Origin of the sequence: Methylobacterium oryzae, assembly GCF_036441375.1 — a bacterium.
GTDB lineage: Bacteria > Pseudomonadota > Alphaproteobacteria > Rhizobiales > Beijerinckiaceae > Methylobacterium > Methylobacterium oryzae_A.
In genome coordinates this window covers 825,893-845,874 of the sequence record NZ_MLCA01000014.1, presented here as the reverse complement: position 1 = coordinate 845,874, position 19,982 = coordinate 825,893, and the positions used below count along the sequence as shown (strand labels likewise).

Here is a 19,982-nt window from a genome sequence, read left to right as displayed (position 1 = left end):
GTCCGAACCCGCCGCGTCCGGTCACGGCCGGGCGCGGCCGCTAGCCGGCGCCCACCCGTTCGAGGACGGGCGGGCGCTCCGACGGCGCGTCGCCCATCCGGTAGGCCGCCCGCAGCGCGGCCTCGGCCCGGTCCGCGGCCGCATCGTCGGCCGCGTGGACGATGCCGAGCAGGCCGCCGGACGATCCGGGACCGGCGAGATCCGTGAAGCCGACCCGCGGGTCGACCGGATCCTCCGGCCGCGTGCGCCCGCCCCCGAGCCCGATCACCGCCAACCCCAGCGCCCGCGTGGCGATGCCCGCGACGGTCCCGTCCTGGTGGACCGGCCGCCGCACCGGCGCGGCGGGCAGATGGGCGGCCGGCCTCTCCAGGCACCGGCGCGGCGGGCAGATGGGCGGCCGGCCTCTCCAGGAGATCGCCCGGGCCGCCGAGGGCCGCGACCATGCGGCCGAAGCCTTCGGCCGCCCGGCCCGACGCGAGGGCCCGCTCCAACCGCGCCGCGGCGCTGTCGCGGTCCGGCGCCAGACCGCCGATGACCAGCATCTCCGCCCCCAGCGCCACCGTGACCGCGTGGAAGCGCGGTTCGCGGCGCGCGCCCGTCAGGTAGTCGATCGCGTAGGCGACCTCGACGGCGTTGCCGGCCGCGCTGGCGAGCGGCGCGTCCATGTCGGTGATCAGCGCGGCGGTGTGCAGGCCGGCCCCCTCCGCCACCGTGACGATGCTCTGAGCCAGGGCCCGCGCTTCGGGCACGCTCGCCATGAAGGCGCCGGAGCCCTGCTTCACGTCCATCACGAGCCCGTCGAGCCCGGCGGCGAGCTTCTTCGACAGGATCGAGGCGGTGATCAGGTCGCGGGATTCCACCGTGCCGGTGACGTCGCGGATCGCGTAGAGGCGCTGGTCCGCGGGCGCGAGCTCGGCGGTCTGCCCGATGATGGCGCAGCCGACCGTGCCGACGACCCGGCGGAACGCGTCGAGCCCCGGCGTCGCGTCGTAGCCCGGGATGCTGCCGAGCTTGTCCAGCGTCCCGCCGGTATGGCCGAGGCCGCGTCCCGAGATCATCGGCACGTAGCCGCCGCAGGCCGCGACCATCGGGGCGAGCGGCAGGCTCACCGCGTCGCCGATGCCGCCGGTGGAGTGCTTGTCGAGGACGGGCCCGGGGAGATCCCAGGCGAGGACCCGGCCCGACTCGGCCATGGCGCGGGTCAGCGCCACCCGCTCTGGCAGCGACAACCCGCGGAAGAACACCGCCATGGCGAAGGCCGCCGCCTGCCCCTCCCCGACCCTGCCGTCGGTGAGGCCGCGGATGAAGGCGTCGATCTCCTCCGGATCGAGGGGCTGGCCGTCGCGCTTGGCCCGGATCGTCTCCTGAGGCAGCCTCTCCTGGGGCAGCCGCACGCTCACAGCTCCCGCGCCCGGATCAGGGTCTCGAACAGGCTGCTCGCCCCGAGCCGGAAGGTTTTGGAGCCCACCCAGCCGGGGCCCATCAGCCGGTCTGCCAGGTCGAGGTAGGTGGCGGCGTCCGCGACGCTGCGCAGGCCGCCGGAGACCTTGAGGCCCGCGGGGCGGCCGCTCGCGCGGATCTCGGCCAGCATCGCCTCGGCGGCCTCCGGGGTCGCCGAGACCGGGCTCTTGCCCGTGGAGGTCTTCAGGAAATCGGCGCCCGCCTCCAGGGCGAGCCGGCCGGCCTCCCGGATCCGCCCGGGATCGGCGAGTTCGCCGGTCTCCAGGATCACCTTGAGGAGCGCGGACCCGCAGGTGTCGCGCACGGCCTCGACCATGTCGCGGGCGATCGCCGCCTCGCCCCGCAGCAGGGCGCCGTAGGGCAGGACGAGGTCGATCTCGTCCGCGCCGTCGCGCAGCGCCTCGGCGGTGTCGTCGGTGGCGCGGGCGCAGTCCTCGCCGCCCTTCGGGAAATTGATCACCGTGGCGACCCGGATGCCGGTGCCCGCCAGCGCCCGCGCGCCCTGCTCGACGAAGCGCGGCCAGACGCAGATCGCCGCGACGCCGCCGCGCTTCGCGTCGCGGCAGAGGGTGTCGATCCGGGTCTCGGTGCAGGTCTCGCCGAGGTCGGTGAGATCGAGGAGCGGCAGGGCCCGGCGGGCGACCGCGCCGGCTTCGGGGTCAGTCATCGGCTGTCTCTCCGTCGGGCAGGCCGGCCACGAAGGCCCGGACGAGGCGGCCGAGATCCTCCGCGGCCCCGCCGGCCACCGCCTTCGTCTCCGCGTGGTGCGGCGCGCCGCCGGCGATGCCGGCCGCGAGGTTCGTCACGACCGAGATCGCCGCCACCGGAAGGTCGAGGAACCGGGCGAGGATCACCTCGGGCACGGTGGACATGCCCACGAGGTCGGCGCCCAGGATGCCGGCCATCCGCACTTCCGCGGGCGTCTCGAAGCTCGGGCCCGAGAACCACGCGTAGATCCCCTCCCTCAGGGACAGGCCGCAGGCCTCGGCCGCCGCGCGGAGCCGCGCCCGCAGCTCCGGGTCGTAGGCCTCGGTCATCGGCACGAACCGGGCATCGCTGGCCTCGCCGATCAGCGGGTTCAGGCCGGAGAGGTTGATGTGGTCGGCGAGCAGCACGAGGCTGCCGGGCCCGGTCGCGGGCTGCAGCGATCCGGAGGCGTTGGTGAGCAGCAGGCGCCGGGCGCCGAGGTCCCGCACGCAGGCGAGCGGCACCCGCATCGCCGCCGGGTCGCCGCGCTCGTAGGCGTGGGCCCGCCCCTCGAAGACCAGGACCTTCCGCCCGGCGAGGCGCCCGCGATGCAGCCGGCCGCCATGGCCGCTGACGCCGGGTCCCGGAAAGCCGGGGATCGCCGCGTAGTCGACGGCGGTCGCGTCCGTGAGGGCGGCCGCGATGCCGCCGAGGCCGGTGCCGGTCACCACCGCGCAGGCGTAGGGGCCCGCGAAGCCGGCGGCGCGCAGGGCGTCGCGGGCGACCGCCTCACTCACCGAGCGTCTCCGGGCCGAAGGATTCCGGCAGCAGCTCCGCCAAGGTGAAGCTGCGGGCGACGCCGCCCGGACCGGCGGCGTGGATCGGCGTGTCCGGCCCGGCGAATTCGCGGATGCGCTGGCGGCAGGCGCCGCAGGGCGTCACCAGGCCGTTGCCGTCGCCGCAGACCAGGATCGCCGCGATGCGCCGGCCGCCGGCCGCCACCATGGCGGCGATCGCCCCGGCCTCCGCGCAGGTTCCGACCGGGTAGGCGGCGTTCTCGACGTTGCAGCCGGCATGGATCGCGCCGCGCTCGTCGCGCAGCGCGGCCCCGACAGAGAAGCGGGAATAGGGCGCGTGCGCCCGCCCGCGCACCGCGCGGGCAGCCTCGAACAGGGCAGCGAGCCCGTCATCGTCCCGTGCTGGGTCCCGTGCTGGATCCGCGGCCTGCATGGCCGATCTTTGACACCCGTCGGGGAGCCCTGTCGAGGCCCCGGGCGGGAGTCGGGCGCGGCCTCAGCGGCTCGCCGGACCGGCGCCGAGGAGGCTCGCCGCCCGCCGCAGGTCCGCGTCGCTCCGCGGGCCGCTCAGGGCATAGGCGGTGTCGCCCGCGTTCCACGACACCACGTCGCCGTCGTCCGAGCCGGTGAGCGTCGTCGGTCCGCCGCGGATGCCGCGGGTGGCGAACAGCGACGCCTCGCCGAAATTGCCGGTCTCGAGGGCGACCTCGATCCCGGTGCCGTGCCGGGCGGGGAAGACCTGGATGTCGCGCACCCGCCAGCCGTCGGGCAGGGCCGGCAGGTCGATCCCGGTGGCCTGGCGCAGGCGACCCCGGTCGTAGACCGGATCGTCGGCTTGGCCGCCGATGCTCTTGCGCAGCTGGGCCACGACCCGGGCCTGCCGCGCGTCGGCGATCAGGGCCGGATCCGGAGTCGCCGCCAGGGTGTCGGGAACGCCGAACCGGCCGATCTCGTCATGGGCCAGCCAGCCCGCGCCCACGAGCACCGCGATCGCCGCGGCCCGCTTCAGGCGCGAGGCGACGCGGCGCCAGCGCAGGTTCCGGTCGAAGCGGCGCGCCAGGACCACGTTCCGGTCCGGCCCGGGCCCCGGAACGCGCTCGAAGCAGGCCCGCAGGGCGTCGCGATCGTGCATCTCGGCCATGACCCGGGCCGCGGCCGCGGGATTGGCCGCGAGATGCGCCTCGACGTCGAGACGGCGCATCGGGTCGATCTGGCCGTCGACGAAGGCGATGAGATCGTCGTCTGTGATCGGATCGATCATCGTGAAGTCCTCGAATCCAGCGTGCCCGGAGGCGATCCGCCGGTCGCAATCGTCAATCGGCACCGGCGCCCTGGGGTGCCGGCCCTTCGTCAGCTCCGTGTTCAGCTCTCTCCGACGGCGCGTCGCAGAGGCCAGGCGGACCTTTCCCGCGGCTCGTCGGACACGACCAGCCGCAGGGTGGAGGGCGGCCCGCGCCGCGTCTCGGGTGTCTGGCCGGATGTCTTGGCCGGCTCCGCGTCGTCGGAGCCGCGGTCGGTCCGCGTCCCCTCCTCGAAGGCCCGCAGGGCCGCCCGGCCGCGGCCGAGACGGGACATCAGGGTGCCGATCGGGATGCCGAGCACGGCCGCCGCATCGGCGTAGGCCATGCCTTCCAGGGTGACGAGGTGGAGCGCGGCGCGCTGCTCCTCCGGCAGCTTGAGGAAGGCCTGCCGGATCTGGGCGAGGCGCACCTGCCCCTCCTGGGCCGGCGGCGCCATGTCCTCGCTCATCCGCACCAGCGTGTCGGCGTGCCGCGCCTCGACCTGCTTCCGGCGCTGCTCGTCGATGAAGGCGTTGTGCAGCACCGTCATCATCCAGGTGCGCAGATTGGTGTTCGGCCGGAGCGAGCCCTGCATCTCCAGGGCGCGCACCAGCGTGTCGTGCACGAGATCGTCGGCCCGCAGCGTGTCGCGGGTGAGCGACCGGGCGTAGCGCCGCAGGGGCACCAGCAGGTCGAGGAGGTCCGGGCGCTTGTTCTTGTCCGATGCCATAGGGTGTGAACGCGGGGCCCAAAGGGTTTAATCCCGCGGGCCGGACCGGCGCCGACGTCAGGCCTGGTCGAGGGCGGCGGCGATGCCCGAGATGATCCGCGGATCGGTCGGCTCGACCTGCGTGGCGAAGGCCGCCGCGAGGGTGCCATCGCGGGCGATCAGGTACTTGTGGAAGTTCCAGCGCGGCGTCTCGGCGGGGCGCTCGGCCGCGGCCCAGCGGTAGAACGGGTGCGCGCCCGGCATCTTCACCCGGGTCTTGGCCGTGAGCGGGAAGGTCACGCCGTGATTCCTCCGCGCCGCCTCCGCGATGGCCGGCCCGTCCAGCGGTTCCTGGTTGCCGAAATCCGGCGACGGCACGCCCAGCACGACGAGCCCGCGATCGCCGAACCGCGTCCAGAGCGTCTGGAGCCCGGCGAGCTGACCGGCGTAGCCGCAGGCCGTCGCGGTGTTGACCACGAGGATCGGCTTGCCCGCGTAGGCGGAGAGCGGCATCGGCGCGCCCTCCGGCGTCTCGAAGGCGAAATCCGTGGCCCGCGCGGCGTCGGAGGCGCGGGCCGTACCGGCGAGGCCCGCGCCGATCAGGATCAGGGCTTCGCGACGCAGCAAGGTCATGACGGCAGCCTCACCCGGGATGCAGCACCCCGGAACGCGCCGAACCGGCGGATGTTTCCGGCGCAGGCGCGGTCGATTCGTCGCACGCCGCGAACCGGCCATGCGCGAACGGCCCGGGGCCGCGATCGACCGCGACGACGCGGCGACGTCACTGATACGCCTGCTGCAGGTCGACCGTGCAGTCCTGACCGATCCGCTCGTAATTCTCCGTCAGCCACGCCTGCGCGGCGGCGCGGCCCCTGTCGCGCAGGCGCTTGAACACGGTCCAGCGGGCGTCGAGCTTCGAGGCGGCGTTGTAGTCCTCGAGCGCGTCGGTGCCGTCGATCCGGTGGACCAGGACCCGGCGGTACTGGCCCTGGCCGAGGATCCCCTCCTCGATCAGCCCGTCGACGAAATCGATCGCCCGCAATTCGCGCATCAGGTTGGCGTTGAAGGTGATCTCGTTGAGCCGGTCGCGGATCTCGGCCTCGGTGCGCGGGGTCTCGCGCCGCTCCACGGGGTTGATCTGGACGAGCACGATGTCGCGGGTCTGGGCGCCGCGATGGAGGGGGTAGAGCGGCGGATTGCCGAGATAGCCGCCGTCCCAGTAGGGCACGCCGTCGATCTCCACGGCCTGGAAGACCGTGGGCAGGCAGGCCGAGGCCATCAGGTGATCGACCGTCAGCCGCTCGCGCTCGAACACCGCGAGCTTGCCGGTCCAGACATTGGTGGCCGAGACGAACAGGCCGGCCGTGTCGGCCTCGCGCAGGCGGTCGAAATCGACCTGCTCGGCCAGCGCCTTGCGCAGCGGGTTGATGTTGAGCGGGTTCGACACGTAGGGACTGGGTGCCAGCATCTTGGCCCAGAACTCGGCCACCGGATTGCCCTTCCACAGGCTGAACAGGCCGCTCACGAGGTTGCGCTGGGCCGGCCCCAGGTCGCCGTCGAGGCTGACCTCGCGCCAGAACCGCTCCAGGCCCTCGCGGGCCCCGTCCGGGCCGCCCTTCAGCCAGCCATCCACCAGGACGACGGCGTTCATCGCCCCGGCGCTCGCCCCGGTCACCGCCTCGAAGCCGAGGCGTCCGTCCTCGATGAGGGCGTCGAGCACCCCCCAGGTGAAGGCTCCGTGGGCGCCGCCGCCCTGGAGCGCCAGCGCCACCGGCTTCTCGGCCCCCGGGCCGGCCAGCGCGGCACCCGGGGCCTGCGCGTGCTGCGCCTCGATCGCGTCCGTGACGGGCGATTCGGGAACGGCGGTGGCGGGGTTGTGCGGCTCGCCGCCGCCGAATTGCTCGCTCATGTCGGCCTCCTGATCCACCACACAGATGGGATGCTGCAATGCAGCATCAACCGCGCGCCGGGATCGCGGACGGGCGCCCGCGCCGTGCCGGCGCCGGCCTCGGCGCGAGCGAATCGGCAACAGAGGCCGACGAAAACCGACCGGCGACGGCGGCGGCTGCCTTCCGGACGTGCAGAAAACTCGACATCCGCGCGCGGATACGACATGACAGCCGCGATGCTGTCCTGCGCGATGCTGTCCTGCGCGGCGCCGGGTTGACGCGGCGCCGGGTCATCCGCAGCTAACCCGCGGCAGCCCCGAAGTTCCGGCGAGGCGTGTCCCCGGGACCGGCCCGGCAGCCGTCACGGCTCCGGCACCCGCGAGGCGCGCCCGCGAAAGTCCACGATGGAAGTCATGGAAGCCACCCGTTCCGAAATCCCCGCCGACAACCCGCTGGCCGGCGGCGGACCGGAGATCGCCGGCCCCGCCCCGCGCCACCGCACCGTCGGCGTCACGGTCGGCGAGGGCGACGGCGCGGTCACGGTCGGCGGCGGCGCCCCGATCGTCGTCCAGTCGATGACCAACACCGACACGGCCGACATCGACGCCACCGTGGCGCAGGTCGCCCAGCTCGCCCGGGTTGGCTCGGAGCTCGTGCGCATCACGGTCGACCGCGACGAGGCGGCGGCCGCCGTGCCGAAGATCCGCGAGCGCCTCGACCGGATCGGCGTCCACGTGCCGCTGGTGGGCGACTTCCACTACATCGGCCACAAGCTGCTCGCCGACCACCCGGCCTGCGCCGAGGCGCTGGCCAAGTACCGGATCAACCCGGGCAACGTCGGCTTCAAGGACAAGAAGGACACCCAGTTCTCGGCGATCATCGAGCAGGCGATCAAGCACAACAAGACCGTGCGGATCGGCGCCAACTGGGGCTCGCTCGACGGCGAGCTGCTCACCCACCTGATGGACGAGAACGCCAAGGCGCCGCGGCCGATCGATGCCCGCGCGGTGATGCGCGAGGCGATGGTCCGCTCGGCGATCAGCTCGGCCGACCGGGCCGTGGAGCTCGGCCTGCCGCAGAACAAGATCATCCTCTCGGCCAAGGTCTCGGCGGTGCAGGATCTCATCGCCGTCTACCGCGAGGTGGCGCGCCGCTCGGACTACGCGATCCATCTCGGGCTGACCGAGGCCGGCATGGGCTCGAAGGGCCTCGTCGCCGCCTCGGCCGCCATCGGCGTGCTCCTCCAGGAGGGCATCGGCGACACGATCCGCTACTCGCTGACCCCGGAGCCGGGCGGCGACCGGACCGTCGAGGTCAAGGCCAGCCAGGAACTCCTGCAGACCATGGGGTTCCGCACCTTCGTGCCGATGGTGGCGGCCTGCCCGGGCTGCGGGCGCACGACCTCGACCACGTTCCAGGAACTGGCCCGCGACATCCAGAACTGGATCGTCACCTCGATGCCGGAGTGGAAGAAGACCTACCCGGGCGTCGAGGGGCTGAACGTCGCCGTGATGGGCTGCATCGTGAACGGCCCGGGCGAATCGAAGCACGCCGACATCGGCATCTCGCTGCCCGGGACCGGCGAGACCCCGACCGCGCCGGTCTTCATCGACGGCAAGAAGGCGATGACGCTCCGCGGCCCGACTCTGGCCAAGGACTTCGAGACGATCGTGATCGACTACATCGAGCGCCGATTCGGCCAGCAGGGCGGGACCCGCACCGCCGCCGAGTGAGGAGCGGGGCGGGGGCAGCCCCCGCTCCGCGGCACCGGCCGTCCGGGGACGCCTCCGGGAGCCAGAGCCGCCGTCCGTTCAGACGCTGGCCGCGTCGGCGGGTCGTGTCTCCGGGCCGGGCTATGCGCCCCCGGGCCATGCCCGGCGCGCCGCGTCAACGTCGATCCGCCGGCCCTCCGCGTCGAGACCCAGCTCCGCGATCTTCGCAGGTGCACACGGTTTCCGGGCGCACGAGGGCATGATAGCAAGGCCGCACGATCCCGCGAGCGGTCGGCCCGGTGGCCGGCCCGCACGGTTCGGCGGAGTCTTCGCGTTTTCTGCCCGGCCCCGACTGGCCCCTGAGCCGAACCGCGAAGCGCCGGCCACGCCCGAGCTTCCGACATCCGCATGAGCCACAACTTCGCACCCGGCGTAGCAGCCCAGCCCGCGCCCGCAGCCCCCGACGCGGCGCGTGACGCCGCCCCGGCGGCCGACGAGACGGCCGGTCAGGTCGGTGGACAGCCCGGCGGACAGACCGGCGACCAGACGCCCGCGCACGGTCCCGCGACCTCGGGCACCCTGGACGCCCCCGAGAAGGCCGAGACTCGGCACGGCCATGCCGGCTTCTGGACGCTGCTGGTCGGCTCCGTCGGCGTCGTCTACGGCGATATCGGCACGAGCCCGCTCTACGCGTTCCGCGAGGCGCTGGTCCCGGCCCGGACCGACGGCATCCTGCTGCCCGAGGAGGTGATCGGCACCGTCTCGCTGATCCTCTGGGCCCTCTTCATGATCGTGACGGTGAAGTACGTCGCGATCCTGCTGCGCATGGACAACAACGGCGAGGGCGGCATCCTCTCGCTGATGGCGCTGGCCCGGAAGGCGCTCGGCGGCTCGCGCATCGTGTTCATGCTGGGCCTGCTCGGCGCCTCGCTGTTCTACGGCGACGCGGTCATCACCCCGGCGATCTCGGTGCTCTCGGCGGTGGAGGGCCTGAAGCTCGTCACGCCCGCCCTAGACGATTACGTCCTGCCGATCACCGTGGTGATCATCGTCGCGCTGTTCCTCGTGCAGAACCGCGGCACCGGCAAGGTCGCGGCCTTCTTCGGGCCGATGACGATCGTGTGGTTCCTCGCCATGGCGCTGGCGGCCCTGCCGCACATCGCCCTGCACCCGGAGGTGTTCCGCGCGGTCAATCCCTGGCACGCGGTAGTCTACCTGCTCGGCCACGGCACCGGGGCGCTGGTAGCGCTGGGCGCCGTGTTCCTGGCGGTGACCGGTGCGGAGGCCCTGTTCGCCGATCTCGGCCATTTCGGGCGCAAGCCGATCCAGGTGGCGTGGGTCTGCCTCGTCTTCCCGGCGCTCGCCCTCAACTATCTCGGTCAGGCCGCCCTGGTGCTGGAGAAGCCCGACACGGCCGATCCATTTTTCCAGCTCGTTCCAGCCTGGGGCCTGCTGCCGATGGTGGTGCTGGCCACGCTCGCCACCGTGGTGGCGAGCCAGGCGGTGATCACCGGCGCCTTCTCCCTGTCCCGGCAGGCGATCCAGCTCGGCCTGCTGCCGCGGCTGGAGATCCGCCACACCTCCGAGTCGCACGCCGGCCAGATCTACCTGCCGCAGATCAATTCGCTGCTCATGATCGGCGTCGTTCTGCTGGCCGTGCTGTTCAAGAGCTCCTCGTCGCTGGCCTCGGCCTACGGCATCGCGGTGACCGGCACGATGCTGCTCACCGCCTCCATGACCTTCCTGGTGATCTGGCGGATGTGGGGCTGGTCGCCGGTTGCGGCCGCGGCCGTGATGCTGCCCTTCATCGTGCTCGAATTCCTGTTCCTGCTCTCCAACCTGATCAAGGTGGTGGAGGGCGGCTACGTGCCGCTGCTGCTGGCCGGCGGCCTGATCATCCTGATGTGGACCTGGGTGCGGGGCGTCACGATCCTGTTCAACAAGACACGCAAGACCGACGTGCCGCTCGTGGAGCTGGTCGGCATGCTGGAGAAGAGCCCGCCCCACCACGTCCGCGGCACCGCGGTGTTCCTGACGAGCGATCCCGAGATCGCCCCGGCGGCGCTCCTGCACAACCTCAAGCACAACAAGGTGCTGCACGAGAAGAACGTGATCCTCACCGTCGAGACGGTGGACACGCCCCGCTCCAACGAGGCCGACAAGGTGCGGATCGAGCCGGTGGGCCCGCATTTCTACAAGGTCGTGATGAAGTTCGGCTACATGGAGACGCCGAACATCCCGAAGACCCTGGTGCTGCTGCGCCGGCAGGGCTTCAAGTTCGACATCATGGCGACGTCGTTCTTCCTGTCGCGCCGCTCGATCCGGCCGGCGGCCCATTCCGGCATGCCGCTCTGGCAGGACCGGATCTTCATCACGCTGGCCAAGAACGCCAACGACGCCACGGACTTCTTCCAGATCCCCACCGGGCGGGTGGTGGAGGTCGGGACGCAGGTGACGGTCTGAGGGCCGCGCCGCCATGGTCATCGGCGCGCGCGTCCTGACGATCCGAGATCCGGACGGCGATGTCCCTGTCCCGGTCCGGCTCTGCGCGCCGGAATACGCGGACGGGCACTGGATCTGCCGCTACACGATCGATTGGCCCGAGCAGCCGCGGGACAGTTGCGGAGCCGGCGCCGACGCGCTGCAAGCGCTCCATCTGGCGATGCAGAAGATCGGTTTCGATCTCTACGCCAGCGCGGCCCATAAGGCCGGCATCCTGATGTGGGAGAAGCGCGGGGACGGGTACGGCTTCCCCATCCCGAAGAACGGCCGCGATCTCCTGGTCGGCGCCGACAAGACTTTCGAGGGCTGAGCTGCCGGCTCGACGGAGATCGACAGCGGGCACCCGTCATCGCGCGCAGCGAAACGCCCCCCGGACCAAGGTGCGGTCCTGGGGCGCCAAGCGGAGCGAAGTGCTTCGCTCCGCCCGCGGCCAAGGCGCGCGGCAACGGCGCGCGGCGAACTGGGCCGTCGATCTCAATCGACCGACTTCCGTCTACTTGTAGATGATCCCCCATGTGCGCCGCCGCACGCGGCATGCCCCACGCGCAGGCGCTCCGGGATGACCCGACCTCTCCCCGCGTTGCGCCCACCCCGCGGCGTGCCTTAGAATATTTATTATTCTGAGCTTGAGCGTTAGCCCGGCGGCCCGGCCGCATCGGTGAACGTGAGCCGGCACTTCCGGCCCTGGCCTCAGGCCCGGCTCAGACCCGACTGAACGCCGCTCCGGCGCCGCCAGACAGGACGCAACGATGATCAAACTCACCGTGAACGGGGCTGCGCGCAGCTTCGACGGCGACCCCGACATGCCGCTGCTGTGGTACCTGCGGGACGAGCTCGGGCTCACCGGCACCAAGTTCGGCTGCGGCGTCTCGCTCTGCGGGGCCTGCACCATCCATCTCGGCGGCGCGGCGACCCGCGCCTGCATCACGCCGGTCTCGGCGGCCGCGGGCCAGGAGGTCGTCACCATCGAGGGGCTGTCGCCGGACGGCAACCACCCCGTGCAGGTGGCGTGGCGCGACCAGAACGTCGCCCAGTGCGGCTTCTGCCAGTGCGGCCAGATCATGCAGGCCGCCGCGCTCCTGAAGGACACGCCCAAGCCCACCGACGACGACATCGACACCACGATGAGCGGCAACATCTGCCGCTGCGGCACCTACCCGCGCATCCGCACCGCGATCCATCAGGCCGCCGGCCAGACGGCGCCCGCCACCAAGGGAGAGCGCCTGTGATCCACGACGCGAAGATGATGGCGGACATCGCCAAGGCCAAGCCGGCCCTCGACAACGTCAGCCGCCGCGGCATCCTCGGCGGCGCCGGTGCCCTGGTCCTGGCCCTCTCGCTGCGCCCGGCCCGGGCCGACGAGACCCAGACCAAGGAGCAGAAGGAGCAGAAGTTCGGCGCCGACGGCATGCCGCACGGCTGGCGCGACGATCCGAAGGTGTTCGTCGCCATCGCGCCGGACGGCACCGTCACGGTGACCAACCACCGCTCCGACATGGGCCAGGGCATCCGCACCTCGGTGGCCTTCACGGTCGCCGACGAGCTGGAGGCCGACTGGTCGAAGGTGAAGGTGGTCCAGGCCTGGGGCGACGAGATCCGCTTCGGCAACCAGGACACGGACGGCTCGCGCTCGACCCGCCACTTCTTCCAGCACTTCCGCCACGCCGGCGCCGCCGCGCGGCTGATGCTGATCCAGGCCGCCGCCAAGCAGTGGGGCGTGCCGGCCTCCGAGGTCACGGCCGTCAACCACACGCTGACCCACACCAAGTCGGGCCGCACCCTCGGCTACGGCGCGGTGGCCAAGGCCGCCGCCGAGCTGCCGGTGCCCACCGACGTCAAGCTGAAGGACCCGAAGGACTTCCGCTACATCGGCACCGGCAAGATCGGGCTGATCGACAATTTCGACATTACCACCGGCAAGGCCGTCTACGGCCTCGACACCAAGCTCGACGGGATGCTGTACGCGGTCGTCGCGCGCCCGGCCGTCTACGGCGGCAAGGTGAAGTCGTTCGACGACAGCGAGGCCAAGAAGGTCCCGGGCGTCGTCAAGATCTTCAAGATCGACGGCGGCGAGATCCCGTCCGAGTTCATGCCGCTCGGCGGCGTCGCGGTGGTGGCCAAGAACACGTGGTCGGCCATGAAGGCGCGCGACGCCCTCAAGATCACCTGGGACGACGGCCCGAACGCCGGCTACGACACCGACGCGTTCCGCAAGGAGCTGGAGGCCGCGGCCCGCAAGCCCGGCAAGGTCGTGCGCACGCAGGGCGACATCGACGGCGCCCTGGCCAAGGCCAAGACCAAGGTCCAGGCCGAGTACTTCGTGCCCCACCTCGCCCAGGCGCCGATGGAGCCCCCGGCGGCGGTCGCCCGCGTGAAGGACGGGTTCTGCGAGGCCTGGGCCTGCGTCCAGGGTCCGCAGGCGGCCAACGACCGCCTGATGAAGGCGCTCAAGCTGCCCGACGACAAGGTCAAGGTGAACGTCACGCTGCTCGGCGGCGGCTTCGGCCGCAAGTCCAAGCCCGACTACGTGGTCGAGGCGGCGCTCTGCTCGCAGGCCGTCGGCGGCGCGCCGGTGAAGCTCGCCTGGACCCGCGAGGACGACCTCCACCACGGCTTCTACCACACGATCTCGGTGGAGCACCTGGAGGCCGGCCTCGACGAGAAGGGCATGCCGGTGGCGTGGCTGCACCGCTCGGTGGCGCCGACGATCGGCTCGATCTTCGCGCCCGACCCGAAGCACGAGCTGCCGTTCGAGCTCGGGATGGGGCTGGTCAACACGCCGCTCAACATCCCGAACATGCGGCTGGAGAACCCCGAGGCCGCCGCCCATGTCCGCATCGGCTGGTTCCGCTCGGTGTCGAACATCCCGCACGCCTTCGCGATCCAGTCCTTCGTGTCGGAGCTGGCGCACGCCGCCGGCCGCGAGCCGAAGGAGTACCTGCTGGAGCTGATCGGCCCGGACCGGAAGATCAGCCCCACCGAGATCGGCGACGTCTGGAACTACGGTGAGGACCCGAAGCGCTACCCGATCGAGACCGGCCGCCTGCGCGGCGTGATCGAGGCCGCCGCCAAGGGCGCGGGCTGGGGGCGGCAGATGCCCAAGGGCACCGGCCTCGGCATCGCCGGCCACTACAGCTTCGTCACCTACACGGCGGTGGCGGCCGAGGTGGAGGTCGACGACAAGGGCCAGGTGAAGGTGAAGGCGATCGACATCGCGGTCGATTGCGGGCCGCAGGTGAACCCGGAGCGCATCCGCTCGCAGATGGAGGGCGCGGTGGTCATGGGGATGGGGCTCGCCCTCACCTCCGAGATCACCTTCAAGCAGGGCCGGGCGGTGCAGAACAACTTCGACGGCTACGAGGTCCTCCGGATCGACGCCGCCCCGAAGGCGGTCCGCGTGCACCTCGTGCCGACCGGCGCCTGGGACGGGCCGCTCGGCGGCGTCGGCGAGCCCGGCGTGCCGCCGGTGGCGCCGGCCATCGCCAACGCGATCTTCGCGGCCACCGGCCGCCGGGTCCGGCAGCTGCCGATCCGCGATCAGCTGAGCGCCTGAACCGTCACCCGTCGCGAGACGTTGGGGCCGTGGGGGAACCCGCGGCCCCATTCTTTTGGAAAGTACCCGACCCGATGATGCGTCCCGCCCTGACGGCCTGCCTGACCCTGATCCTGACGGCGGCCCCCGCCCTCGCCTCGCCCTGCGGCGACCGGATCGACGGCGTGTCGAAGCGCGTCCAGTCCGAGGTGAGCCAGTCGATCTCGGCCAATACCAGCGGCCAGGGCAACGCCGCCAAGCGCGGCGGCGAGGGCGTCACCGGGACCGAGGGCCAGCGGGCGAACGAGTCGCCGCAGGCGCCGCCCGAGAAGTCGGCCCAGGCCGGCCAGGGCGCGGACGCCGCCCAGCAGGCGAAGGTCGCCCTGGAAGAGGCGCGCACGGCGGATCAGAAGGGCGACGCGCAGGCCTGCGAGGCGGCGCTCACCCGCGCCGAGCAGCAGCTGAAGAAGGCGCCGTGAGGGACTGATACGCTTCTTGGTTGCCGGCTTCGCTGCAACCGTCTTTGCGAGCCGAGCGGAGCGGCCCAGGGTAACGCCAAGCTCTCCGAGGGCGCGCCGCCCCGGGTCACTTCGCTCGGCTCGTGATGACGGGGCGAGCGAACCCGCCGAGGGCTCCAACAGGTCTGGGCCGACCTCTCACGGTGAGAACAGCACCGGCCGCGATCACGGCCCGATCCTCATGAAACGTGCCCCTTCCCGGACGGCTGGATCGGCGGAGGGCGATCCGGGACCCGGCAACCGGGGGCCGCGCCAGTGGCACGGACGTCTCACAGAAACTGCTCGCATCGCCCCATGTGGGAGCGCGGGGGCACCCGCTGGCGCCGCGTGCGGGCGGGAGAGAGGTGCCCCTACCGCCCCAGCGCGCTGATCTCGATGACGAACTTCCGCCGCAGCGCCCGCGCGAAGTCGCCGTAGCCGGCGGCCGCGAGCAGGAACGCCCCGGGGCCGCCGATCACGTGCGCGCGGTACCACTGCTCCAGGCTGGTGCGGTCCTGCGGCAGCGGGGTCGCCCGCAACCCGTAGCCCGGCGCCCGGTAGGCGCCGGCCCCGACCACGTCGTTCTCGCCCGGCACCAGGATCGGCAGGCCGTTGACCGTCGCGCCGGTGTCGAGCAGCGCCCGCTGCGCCTCCGCGAGGCTGTCGGCGTCGGTGCAGTTGTCGATCCCGTCGCCCGAGACGTCGACGACGACGCGCTCGGCCGGGACCGGCAGCGCCGGGAGCACGGCGGCGGTCACCGTCCGGAACATCTGGCCGAGGCAGGTGAACTCGCCCGCCTGCCGCGGCGTCGCCCGCACCAGGGCCGCGGCCGCCGCGGCGTCGGCCCGGCCGGCGATCCGCCGCCAGCCGACCGCGAGGTTCGCCCGGTCCGCCCAGGTGACCATCGCGAACAGGATCCCGCCCGGATTGCCGGTGATCGCGCCGAGGACCGACGGATCCCCCAGGGCCTCNCATCGCCCGCTGCGCCTCCGCGAGGCTGTCGGCGTCGGTGCAGTTGTCGATCCCGTCGCCCGAGACGTCGACGACGACGCGCTCGGCCGGGACCGGCAGCGCCGGGAGCACGGCGGCGGTCACCGTCCGGAACATCTGGCCGAGGCAGGTGAACTCGCCCGCCTGCCGCGGCGTCGCCCGCACCAGGGCCGCGGCCGCCGCGGCGTCGGCCCGGCCGGCGATCCGCCGCCAGCCGACCGCGAGGTTCGCCCGGTCCGCCCAGGTGACCATCGCGAACAGGATCCCGCCCGGATTGCCGGTGATCGCGCCGAGGACCGACGGATCCTCCAGGGCCTCGGCGATGCCCTCCATCTGCAGCCGGAAGCGCGCGTCGTCCACGGATTGCGACAGGTCGACGGAGACGACCAGCGCGGTGGCGACGCTCTCGGGCGCGGCCTTGGCGGGCTCGGCCTTGGCGGGCTCGGCTTTGGCGGGCGCGAGCCCGAGGAGCAGGAGGCCGGCGCCCCGCAGCGCGCCGCGGCGGATCCGTCGCGAACCCGTCCGCATCATCGGCCTCGGCGCTCCCGGAAGGCGCGGCCCTGCGGCCGTCGCGCATCCGTTAGGCCACGTTTCGACGGCGCGCGAAACCGGCCTTTCGGGGGGCCCGCCGCGCGGTCCCGCCCGTCGGACCGACGCGCCGCGGGGCGGGCCCGGATGCGCGTCGGCAGGGTGTCGTTCGGGCGCGAGGCCCGGCCCCGGTGAGGAGGGTTCGCTCCGGCGGCGGTGGCCCGCTCATCTCGGAGGTCGCCGTCCTCCGGCCCCATCCCTGGGCCGGCCGCGGGGCGTCGGGAGCGGCCTCGGCCGTCCCGGAAGATGCCTCAGGCCGCCGCCGCGGCGAGGGCGTGGCGGTTGCCGTTCAGGCCGGCGCAGAGATCGTCGATCTCCGCGAGGTCCAGCGCCTCGCCGGCCCGGCCGGCGATGGTGTCGATCAGGTGATCCTGACGGGGATCGAAGGGGTGACCCTGCATCCGGTAGAACTGGTAATAGCGCAGCGCCGCCAGGACGGTGTCGCGCTCGCGGTCGGTTACGGTGAAGTGCTGCATGGGTAGTCGCTTCCCCTTGTGGCTTCAACGAACGCTCGGGTAGGCCGCGACGCCGATCCCGAGCTTGACTGTTGTAACCCGTGGGCAACTGCCCGACCAGTTCTTGACAGCTCGCGCCGATGTGATTCGCGTCATTTAAGATTTTGATCCTGAACCGGGCCGGCCGATCACGGCTCGAAAAATCCTGATCGGGCAATGGCTTGGCGAGCCGGGCGGCGAGCGCTCCGCGCTCGGACCCGTCCGCGGCCGGTCCCGGAGCCCGGCGCGGACCCGCGCCGCCGGTCCCGCGCCCGCCTAGAGGCCGAGTTCGGCCAGGTAGCGCGGCAGCGCGGCGCTCGCCGAGCCGTAGCGGGCCTCGTCGAAGGCGTCGGCATTGTCGGACGGCTCCAGATTGACCTCGCAGGTCGGGATGCCGAGGGACCGGGCCTGCCGCACGTAGCCGGCGGCCGGGTAGACCGCCCCCGACGTCCCCACGGCCACGAACAGGTTGGCCTCGGCCAGCGCAGCCTCGATCGCGTCGCGATGCATCGGCATCTCGCCGAACCAGACCACGTCCGGCCGCATCCGGCCCGCCGCGCCGCAGGCGGGGCAGCTGTCTGCCCGGCTCAGGTCGGCGCGCCAGGGCGTGACCGCGCCGCAGGCGCAGCAGCGGGCCTTGAGCAGTTCGCCGTGCATGTGGGTGACCGTCCGCGAGCCGGCCCGCTCGTGCAGGTCGTCGACGTTCTGCGTGCACAGGAACAGGCGCCCGCCCCGCGCGGCGATCCGCGCCTCGGCCTGCGCCAGGGCGACATGCGCGGCGTTGGGCTCGGCCGCGACCACGCCGCGGCGGCGATGGTCGTAGAAGTCGAGCACCGTGTCGGGGTCGGCCGCGTAGGCCTCCGGGGTGGCGAGCTTCATCGGGTCGAACCGCGCCCAGATCCCGCCGCGGTCCCGGAAGGTCCCGAGCCCGCTCTCGGCCGAGACGCCGGCCCCGGTGAGCACGAAGATCGTCTTGGGATGGTCGCTCACGCGCGGCTCCTGTTCGCCGGAGAATGGCCGGATCTGTCCGCTGGTTGGCGGCGCGGTTTCTTTCCCGCTCCGTCTCGCCGGTGAATGCTGCGGCTCGCTTCACCGAGCGGGAGACACGAAATGTCCGATGTTGCGCTGCTGGTCATCGATGTCCAGGAATCCTTCCGGCACAGGCCCTTCTGGAGCGACGCCGATGTCCCGCCCTTCACCGCGCGCCTGCAGGCGCTCATCGACGGCGCCGCCGCGCGGCGGATCCCAATCCTGCAGGTCTTCCACGTGGCCGAGAGCGGACCGTTCTCGATCGCGTCCGGCCACGTCCGCACCCTCGAGCCGGTCGTGATCGCGCCGACGGCCACCTTCCACAAGCGCCGGCACAGCGCCCTGGTCGAGACCGGCCTGCCCGGCTGGCTGACCCAGCACGGCATCCGCCGGCTGATCGTGTCGGGCATCCGGACCGAGCAGTGCTGCGAGACCACGGCCCGCCACGCCTCCGACAGCGGCTGGCAGGTCGATTACGTGACGGAGGCCACCCTGACCTTCGCCATGACCCACCCGGACGGCCGCCGCTTCGGCGCGGACGACATCAAGGCCCGCACCGAGCTGGTGCTGACCGACCGGTTCGCCCGGATCGCCACGGTGGACCAGGCGCTCGCCGGCCCGGACCTGCCGGTCGCCGCGTGAGCGGGGCGGCGCGGCACATCCCGGTCCTCGTGGTCCTGCCGCCGCGCGCGCTGCTGCTCGACCTCGCCGGCCCGCTGGAGGTCCTGCGGATCGCCGGCGCCGTCCAGGACCGAGTCGGCTTCGCGGTGGCGTACGCGGCCCCGCGGGCGCTCACCCGCTGCTCGATCGGGCTCGACCTGGGCGGTGCCGGAACGCTGCCGGAGACGGTGGCCGAGGGGACGATCGTGCTCCTGCCGGGCTCCGCGACGCGGGTGCTCGGCGACGCGCCCGACTCGGAGGCCGACGCCGACGCGGAGGCCGAGATCGTCGCGTGGCTGCGCGCCGTCGTCCGGCCGGGCCACATCGTGGCGACCGTCTGCGAGGGCGCCCTGCTGGCCGCGCGGGCCGGGCTCCTCGACGGTTACGCCTGCACCACCCACCATGCCAGCTGCGACCGCCTGCGGGTGGCGGCGCCCCGGGCCCGGGTGCTGGAGAACCGCCTGTTCGTGCAGGATCGTGACCGGTTCAGCAGCGCCGGCGTCACGGCCGGCATCGACCTGATGCTGCACCTCGTGGCGGAGTGGGCGGGTGCGGCGACGGCGGTCTCCGTGGCGCGGACGCTCGTCGTGTACATGCGCCGCGGGCCCGACGACCCCCAGCTCTCGCCCTGGCTCGAGGGGCGCAGCCACCTGCACCCGGCGGTGCACCGGGCCCAGGACGCGATCGCCGCCGACCCGGCCCGCGACTGGTCGCCGGCGCTGCTCGGCCGGGTCGCGGGCGCGAGCCCGCGCAACCTCGCGCGGCTGTTCCGGCTCCACGCGGGCATGACCGTGACGGACGCGGTCAACCGATCCCGCGTCGCCCTGGCCCGGGACCTGATCGCCCGGACCGACCATGACCTGGAGGTGGTCGCCGAGCGGGCCGGCTTCGGCTCCGCCCGGCACATGCGCCGCGTCTGGCGGCAGTTCCACGCGGCGGCGCCGTCGAGCCTGCGGGCCCGATCCTCCGCTGAGGACCCCGCGCCGGTCATCCCGCGGCTCGTCGGCCGGGGTTCTGCACGGAACCCCGCGGAGCACCCGTCCTCGCGAGCGGAGCGAAGCAATCCAGGATAGCCCTCCGCTCACCGGCGTCGCGCGGCCCTGGGTTACTTCGCTGCGCGCGTGATGACGGGGATGGCGACCACGGCCGAAGGCC

Annotated in this window: 18 protein-coding genes and 3 pseudogenes; 9 read left to right on the top strand and 12 right to left on the bottom strand. The window is 72.8% G+C overall.

Annotation, left to right across the window (positions count from 1 at the left end; translation table 11 throughout):
• Positions 1-40 precede the first annotated feature (40 nt).
• The 8 genes and pseudogenes from deoA to MOTC310_RS27720 form a co-directional block, all read right to left on the bottom strand.
• Positions 41-1,388, bottom strand: a pseudogene (gene deoA, locus MOTC310_RS27755) (thymidine phosphorylase).
• A gap of 8 nt (positions 1,389-1,396) precedes the next feature.
• Positions 1,397-2,128, bottom strand: a complete 732-nt coding sequence (deoC, locus tag MOTC310_RS27750; RefSeq protein ID WP_331304056.1) for a deoxyribose-phosphate aldolase — start codon at positions 2,126-2,128, stop codon at positions 1,397-1,399.
• Entirely contained in the window at positions 2,121-2,945 is an 825-nt protein-coding gene (locus MOTC310_RS27745; RefSeq protein ID WP_331304055.1) for a purine-nucleoside phosphorylase, read from the bottom strand. Before MOTC310_RS27745 ends, deoC begins: the two co-directional genes overlap by 8 nt.
• Positions 2,938-3,378 carry a cytidine deaminase gene (locus tag MOTC310_RS27740; RefSeq protein WP_331289535.1) on the bottom strand — a complete coding sequence of 147 codons (441 nt, stop codon included), beginning with the start codon at positions 3,376-3,378 and terminating at the stop codon, positions 2,938-2,940. Before MOTC310_RS27740 ends, MOTC310_RS27745 begins: the two co-directional genes overlap by 8 nt.
• Positions 3,379-3,441: 63 nt before the next feature.
• Positions 3,442-4,206 carry an anti-sigma factor family protein gene (locus tag MOTC310_RS27735; protein WP_331289534.1) on the bottom strand — a complete coding sequence of 255 codons (765 nt, stop codon included), beginning with the start codon at positions 4,204-4,206 and terminating at the stop codon, positions 3,442-3,444.
• Positions 4,207-4,307: 101 nt separating this feature from the next.
• Positions 4,308-4,955, bottom strand: a complete 648-nt coding sequence (locus MOTC310_RS27730; RefSeq protein ID WP_331304054.1) for a sigma-70 family RNA polymerase sigma factor — start codon at positions 4,953-4,955, stop codon at positions 4,308-4,310.
• 57 nt (positions 4,956-5,012) lie between these two features.
• Entirely contained in the window at positions 5,013-5,567 is a 555-nt protein-coding gene (locus tag MOTC310_RS27725; protein WP_331304053.1) for a glutathione peroxidase, read from the bottom strand.
• A gap of 148 nt (positions 5,568-5,715) precedes the next feature.
• On the bottom strand, positions 5,716-6,843 hold the full coding sequence (locus MOTC310_RS27720; protein WP_331289531.1) for a patatin-like phospholipase family protein: 1,128 nt from the start codon (positions 6,841-6,843) through the stop codon (positions 5,716-5,718).
• A gap of 38 nt (positions 6,844-6,881) precedes the next feature.
• Here MOTC310_RS27720 and MOTC310_RS27715 point away from each other — a divergent pair, with 38 nt between their 5' ends.
• The 7 genes from MOTC310_RS27715 (at position 6,882) to MOTC310_RS27685 (ending at position 15,048) form a co-directional block, all read left to right on the top strand.
• Entirely contained in the window at positions 6,882-7,127 is a 246-nt protein-coding gene (locus tag MOTC310_RS27715; RefSeq protein ID WP_331304052.1) for a hypothetical protein, read from the top strand.
• Positions 7,128-7,227: 100 nt separating this feature from the next.
• On the top strand, positions 7,228-8,556 hold the full coding sequence (ispG, locus tag MOTC310_RS27710) for a flavodoxin-dependent (E)-4-hydroxy-3-methylbut-2-enyl-diphosphate synthase (protein ID WP_331289529.1): 1,329 nt from the start codon (positions 7,228-7,230) through the stop codon (positions 8,554-8,556).
• 387 nt (positions 8,557-8,943) lie between these two features.
• Complete coding sequence (locus tag MOTC310_RS27705; RefSeq protein ID WP_331304051.1) at positions 8,944-10,998, top strand: potassium transporter Kup; 2,055 nt, start codon at positions 8,944-8,946, stop codon at positions 10,996-10,998.
• Between the two features lie 13 nt (positions 10,999-11,011).
• Positions 11,012-11,347 carry a DUF6968 family protein gene (locus MOTC310_RS27700; protein ID WP_331304050.1) on the top strand — a complete coding sequence of 112 codons (336 nt, stop codon included), beginning with the start codon at positions 11,012-11,014 and terminating at the stop codon, positions 11,345-11,347.
• Between the two features lie 439 nt (positions 11,348-11,786).
• Positions 11,787-12,266 (top strand): (2Fe-2S)-binding protein, encoded by a 480-nt coding sequence (locus MOTC310_RS27695; protein WP_238286975.1) that lies wholly within the window; start codon positions 11,787-11,789, stop codon positions 12,264-12,266.
• Positions 12,263-14,590 (top strand): xanthine dehydrogenase family protein molybdopterin-binding subunit, encoded by a 2,328-nt coding sequence (locus tag MOTC310_RS27690; RefSeq protein WP_331304049.1) that lies wholly within the window; start codon positions 12,263-12,265, stop codon positions 14,588-14,590. The genes MOTC310_RS27695 and MOTC310_RS27690 overlap by 4 nt, the downstream gene beginning before the upstream one ends.
• A 74-nt stretch (positions 14,591-14,664) precedes the next feature.
• Complete coding sequence (locus MOTC310_RS27685) at positions 14,665-15,048, top strand: hypothetical protein (protein ID WP_331304048.1); 384 nt, start codon at positions 14,665-14,667, stop codon at positions 15,046-15,048.
• 389 nt (positions 15,049-15,437) lie between these two features.
• Here the strand turns inward: MOTC310_RS27685 and MOTC310_RS27680 are convergent.
• From MOTC310_RS27680 to MOTC310_RS27665, 4 genes and pseudogenes are all read right to left on the bottom strand, one after another.
• A pseudogene (locus MOTC310_RS27680) lies at positions 15,438-16,046 on the bottom strand (DUF1194 domain-containing protein); the annotation flags it as partial.
• A gap of 85 nt (positions 16,047-16,131) precedes the next feature.
• Positions 16,132-16,584 (bottom strand): annotated as a pseudogene (locus MOTC310_RS27675) (DUF1194 domain-containing protein); the annotation flags it as partial.
• 311 nt (positions 16,585-16,895) lie between these two features.
• Positions 16,896-17,120, bottom strand: coding sequence for a hypothetical protein (locus MOTC310_RS27670; protein WP_331289524.1), 225 nt, complete (start codon positions 17,118-17,120; stop codon positions 16,896-16,898).
• A 294-nt stretch (positions 17,121-17,414) separates the two neighbouring features.
• Complete coding sequence (locus tag MOTC310_RS27665; protein ID WP_331304047.1) at positions 17,415-18,128, bottom strand: SIR2 family NAD-dependent protein deacylase; 714 nt, start codon at positions 18,126-18,128, stop codon at positions 17,415-17,417.
• A gap of 120 nt (positions 18,129-18,248) precedes the next feature.
• Between MOTC310_RS27665 and MOTC310_RS27660 the strand changes: the two genes are divergently transcribed.
• A complete protein-coding gene (locus MOTC310_RS27660) occupies positions 18,249-18,809 on the top strand; it encodes an isochorismatase family protein (RefSeq protein ID WP_331304046.1) in 561 nt (186 codons plus the stop codon).
• Complete coding sequence (locus MOTC310_RS27655; protein WP_331304045.1) at positions 18,806-19,900, top strand: GlxA family transcriptional regulator; 1,095 nt, start codon at positions 18,806-18,808, stop codon at positions 19,898-19,900. The genes MOTC310_RS27660 and MOTC310_RS27655 overlap by 4 nt, the downstream gene beginning before the upstream one ends.
• Positions 19,901-19,982 lie beyond the last annotated feature (82 nt).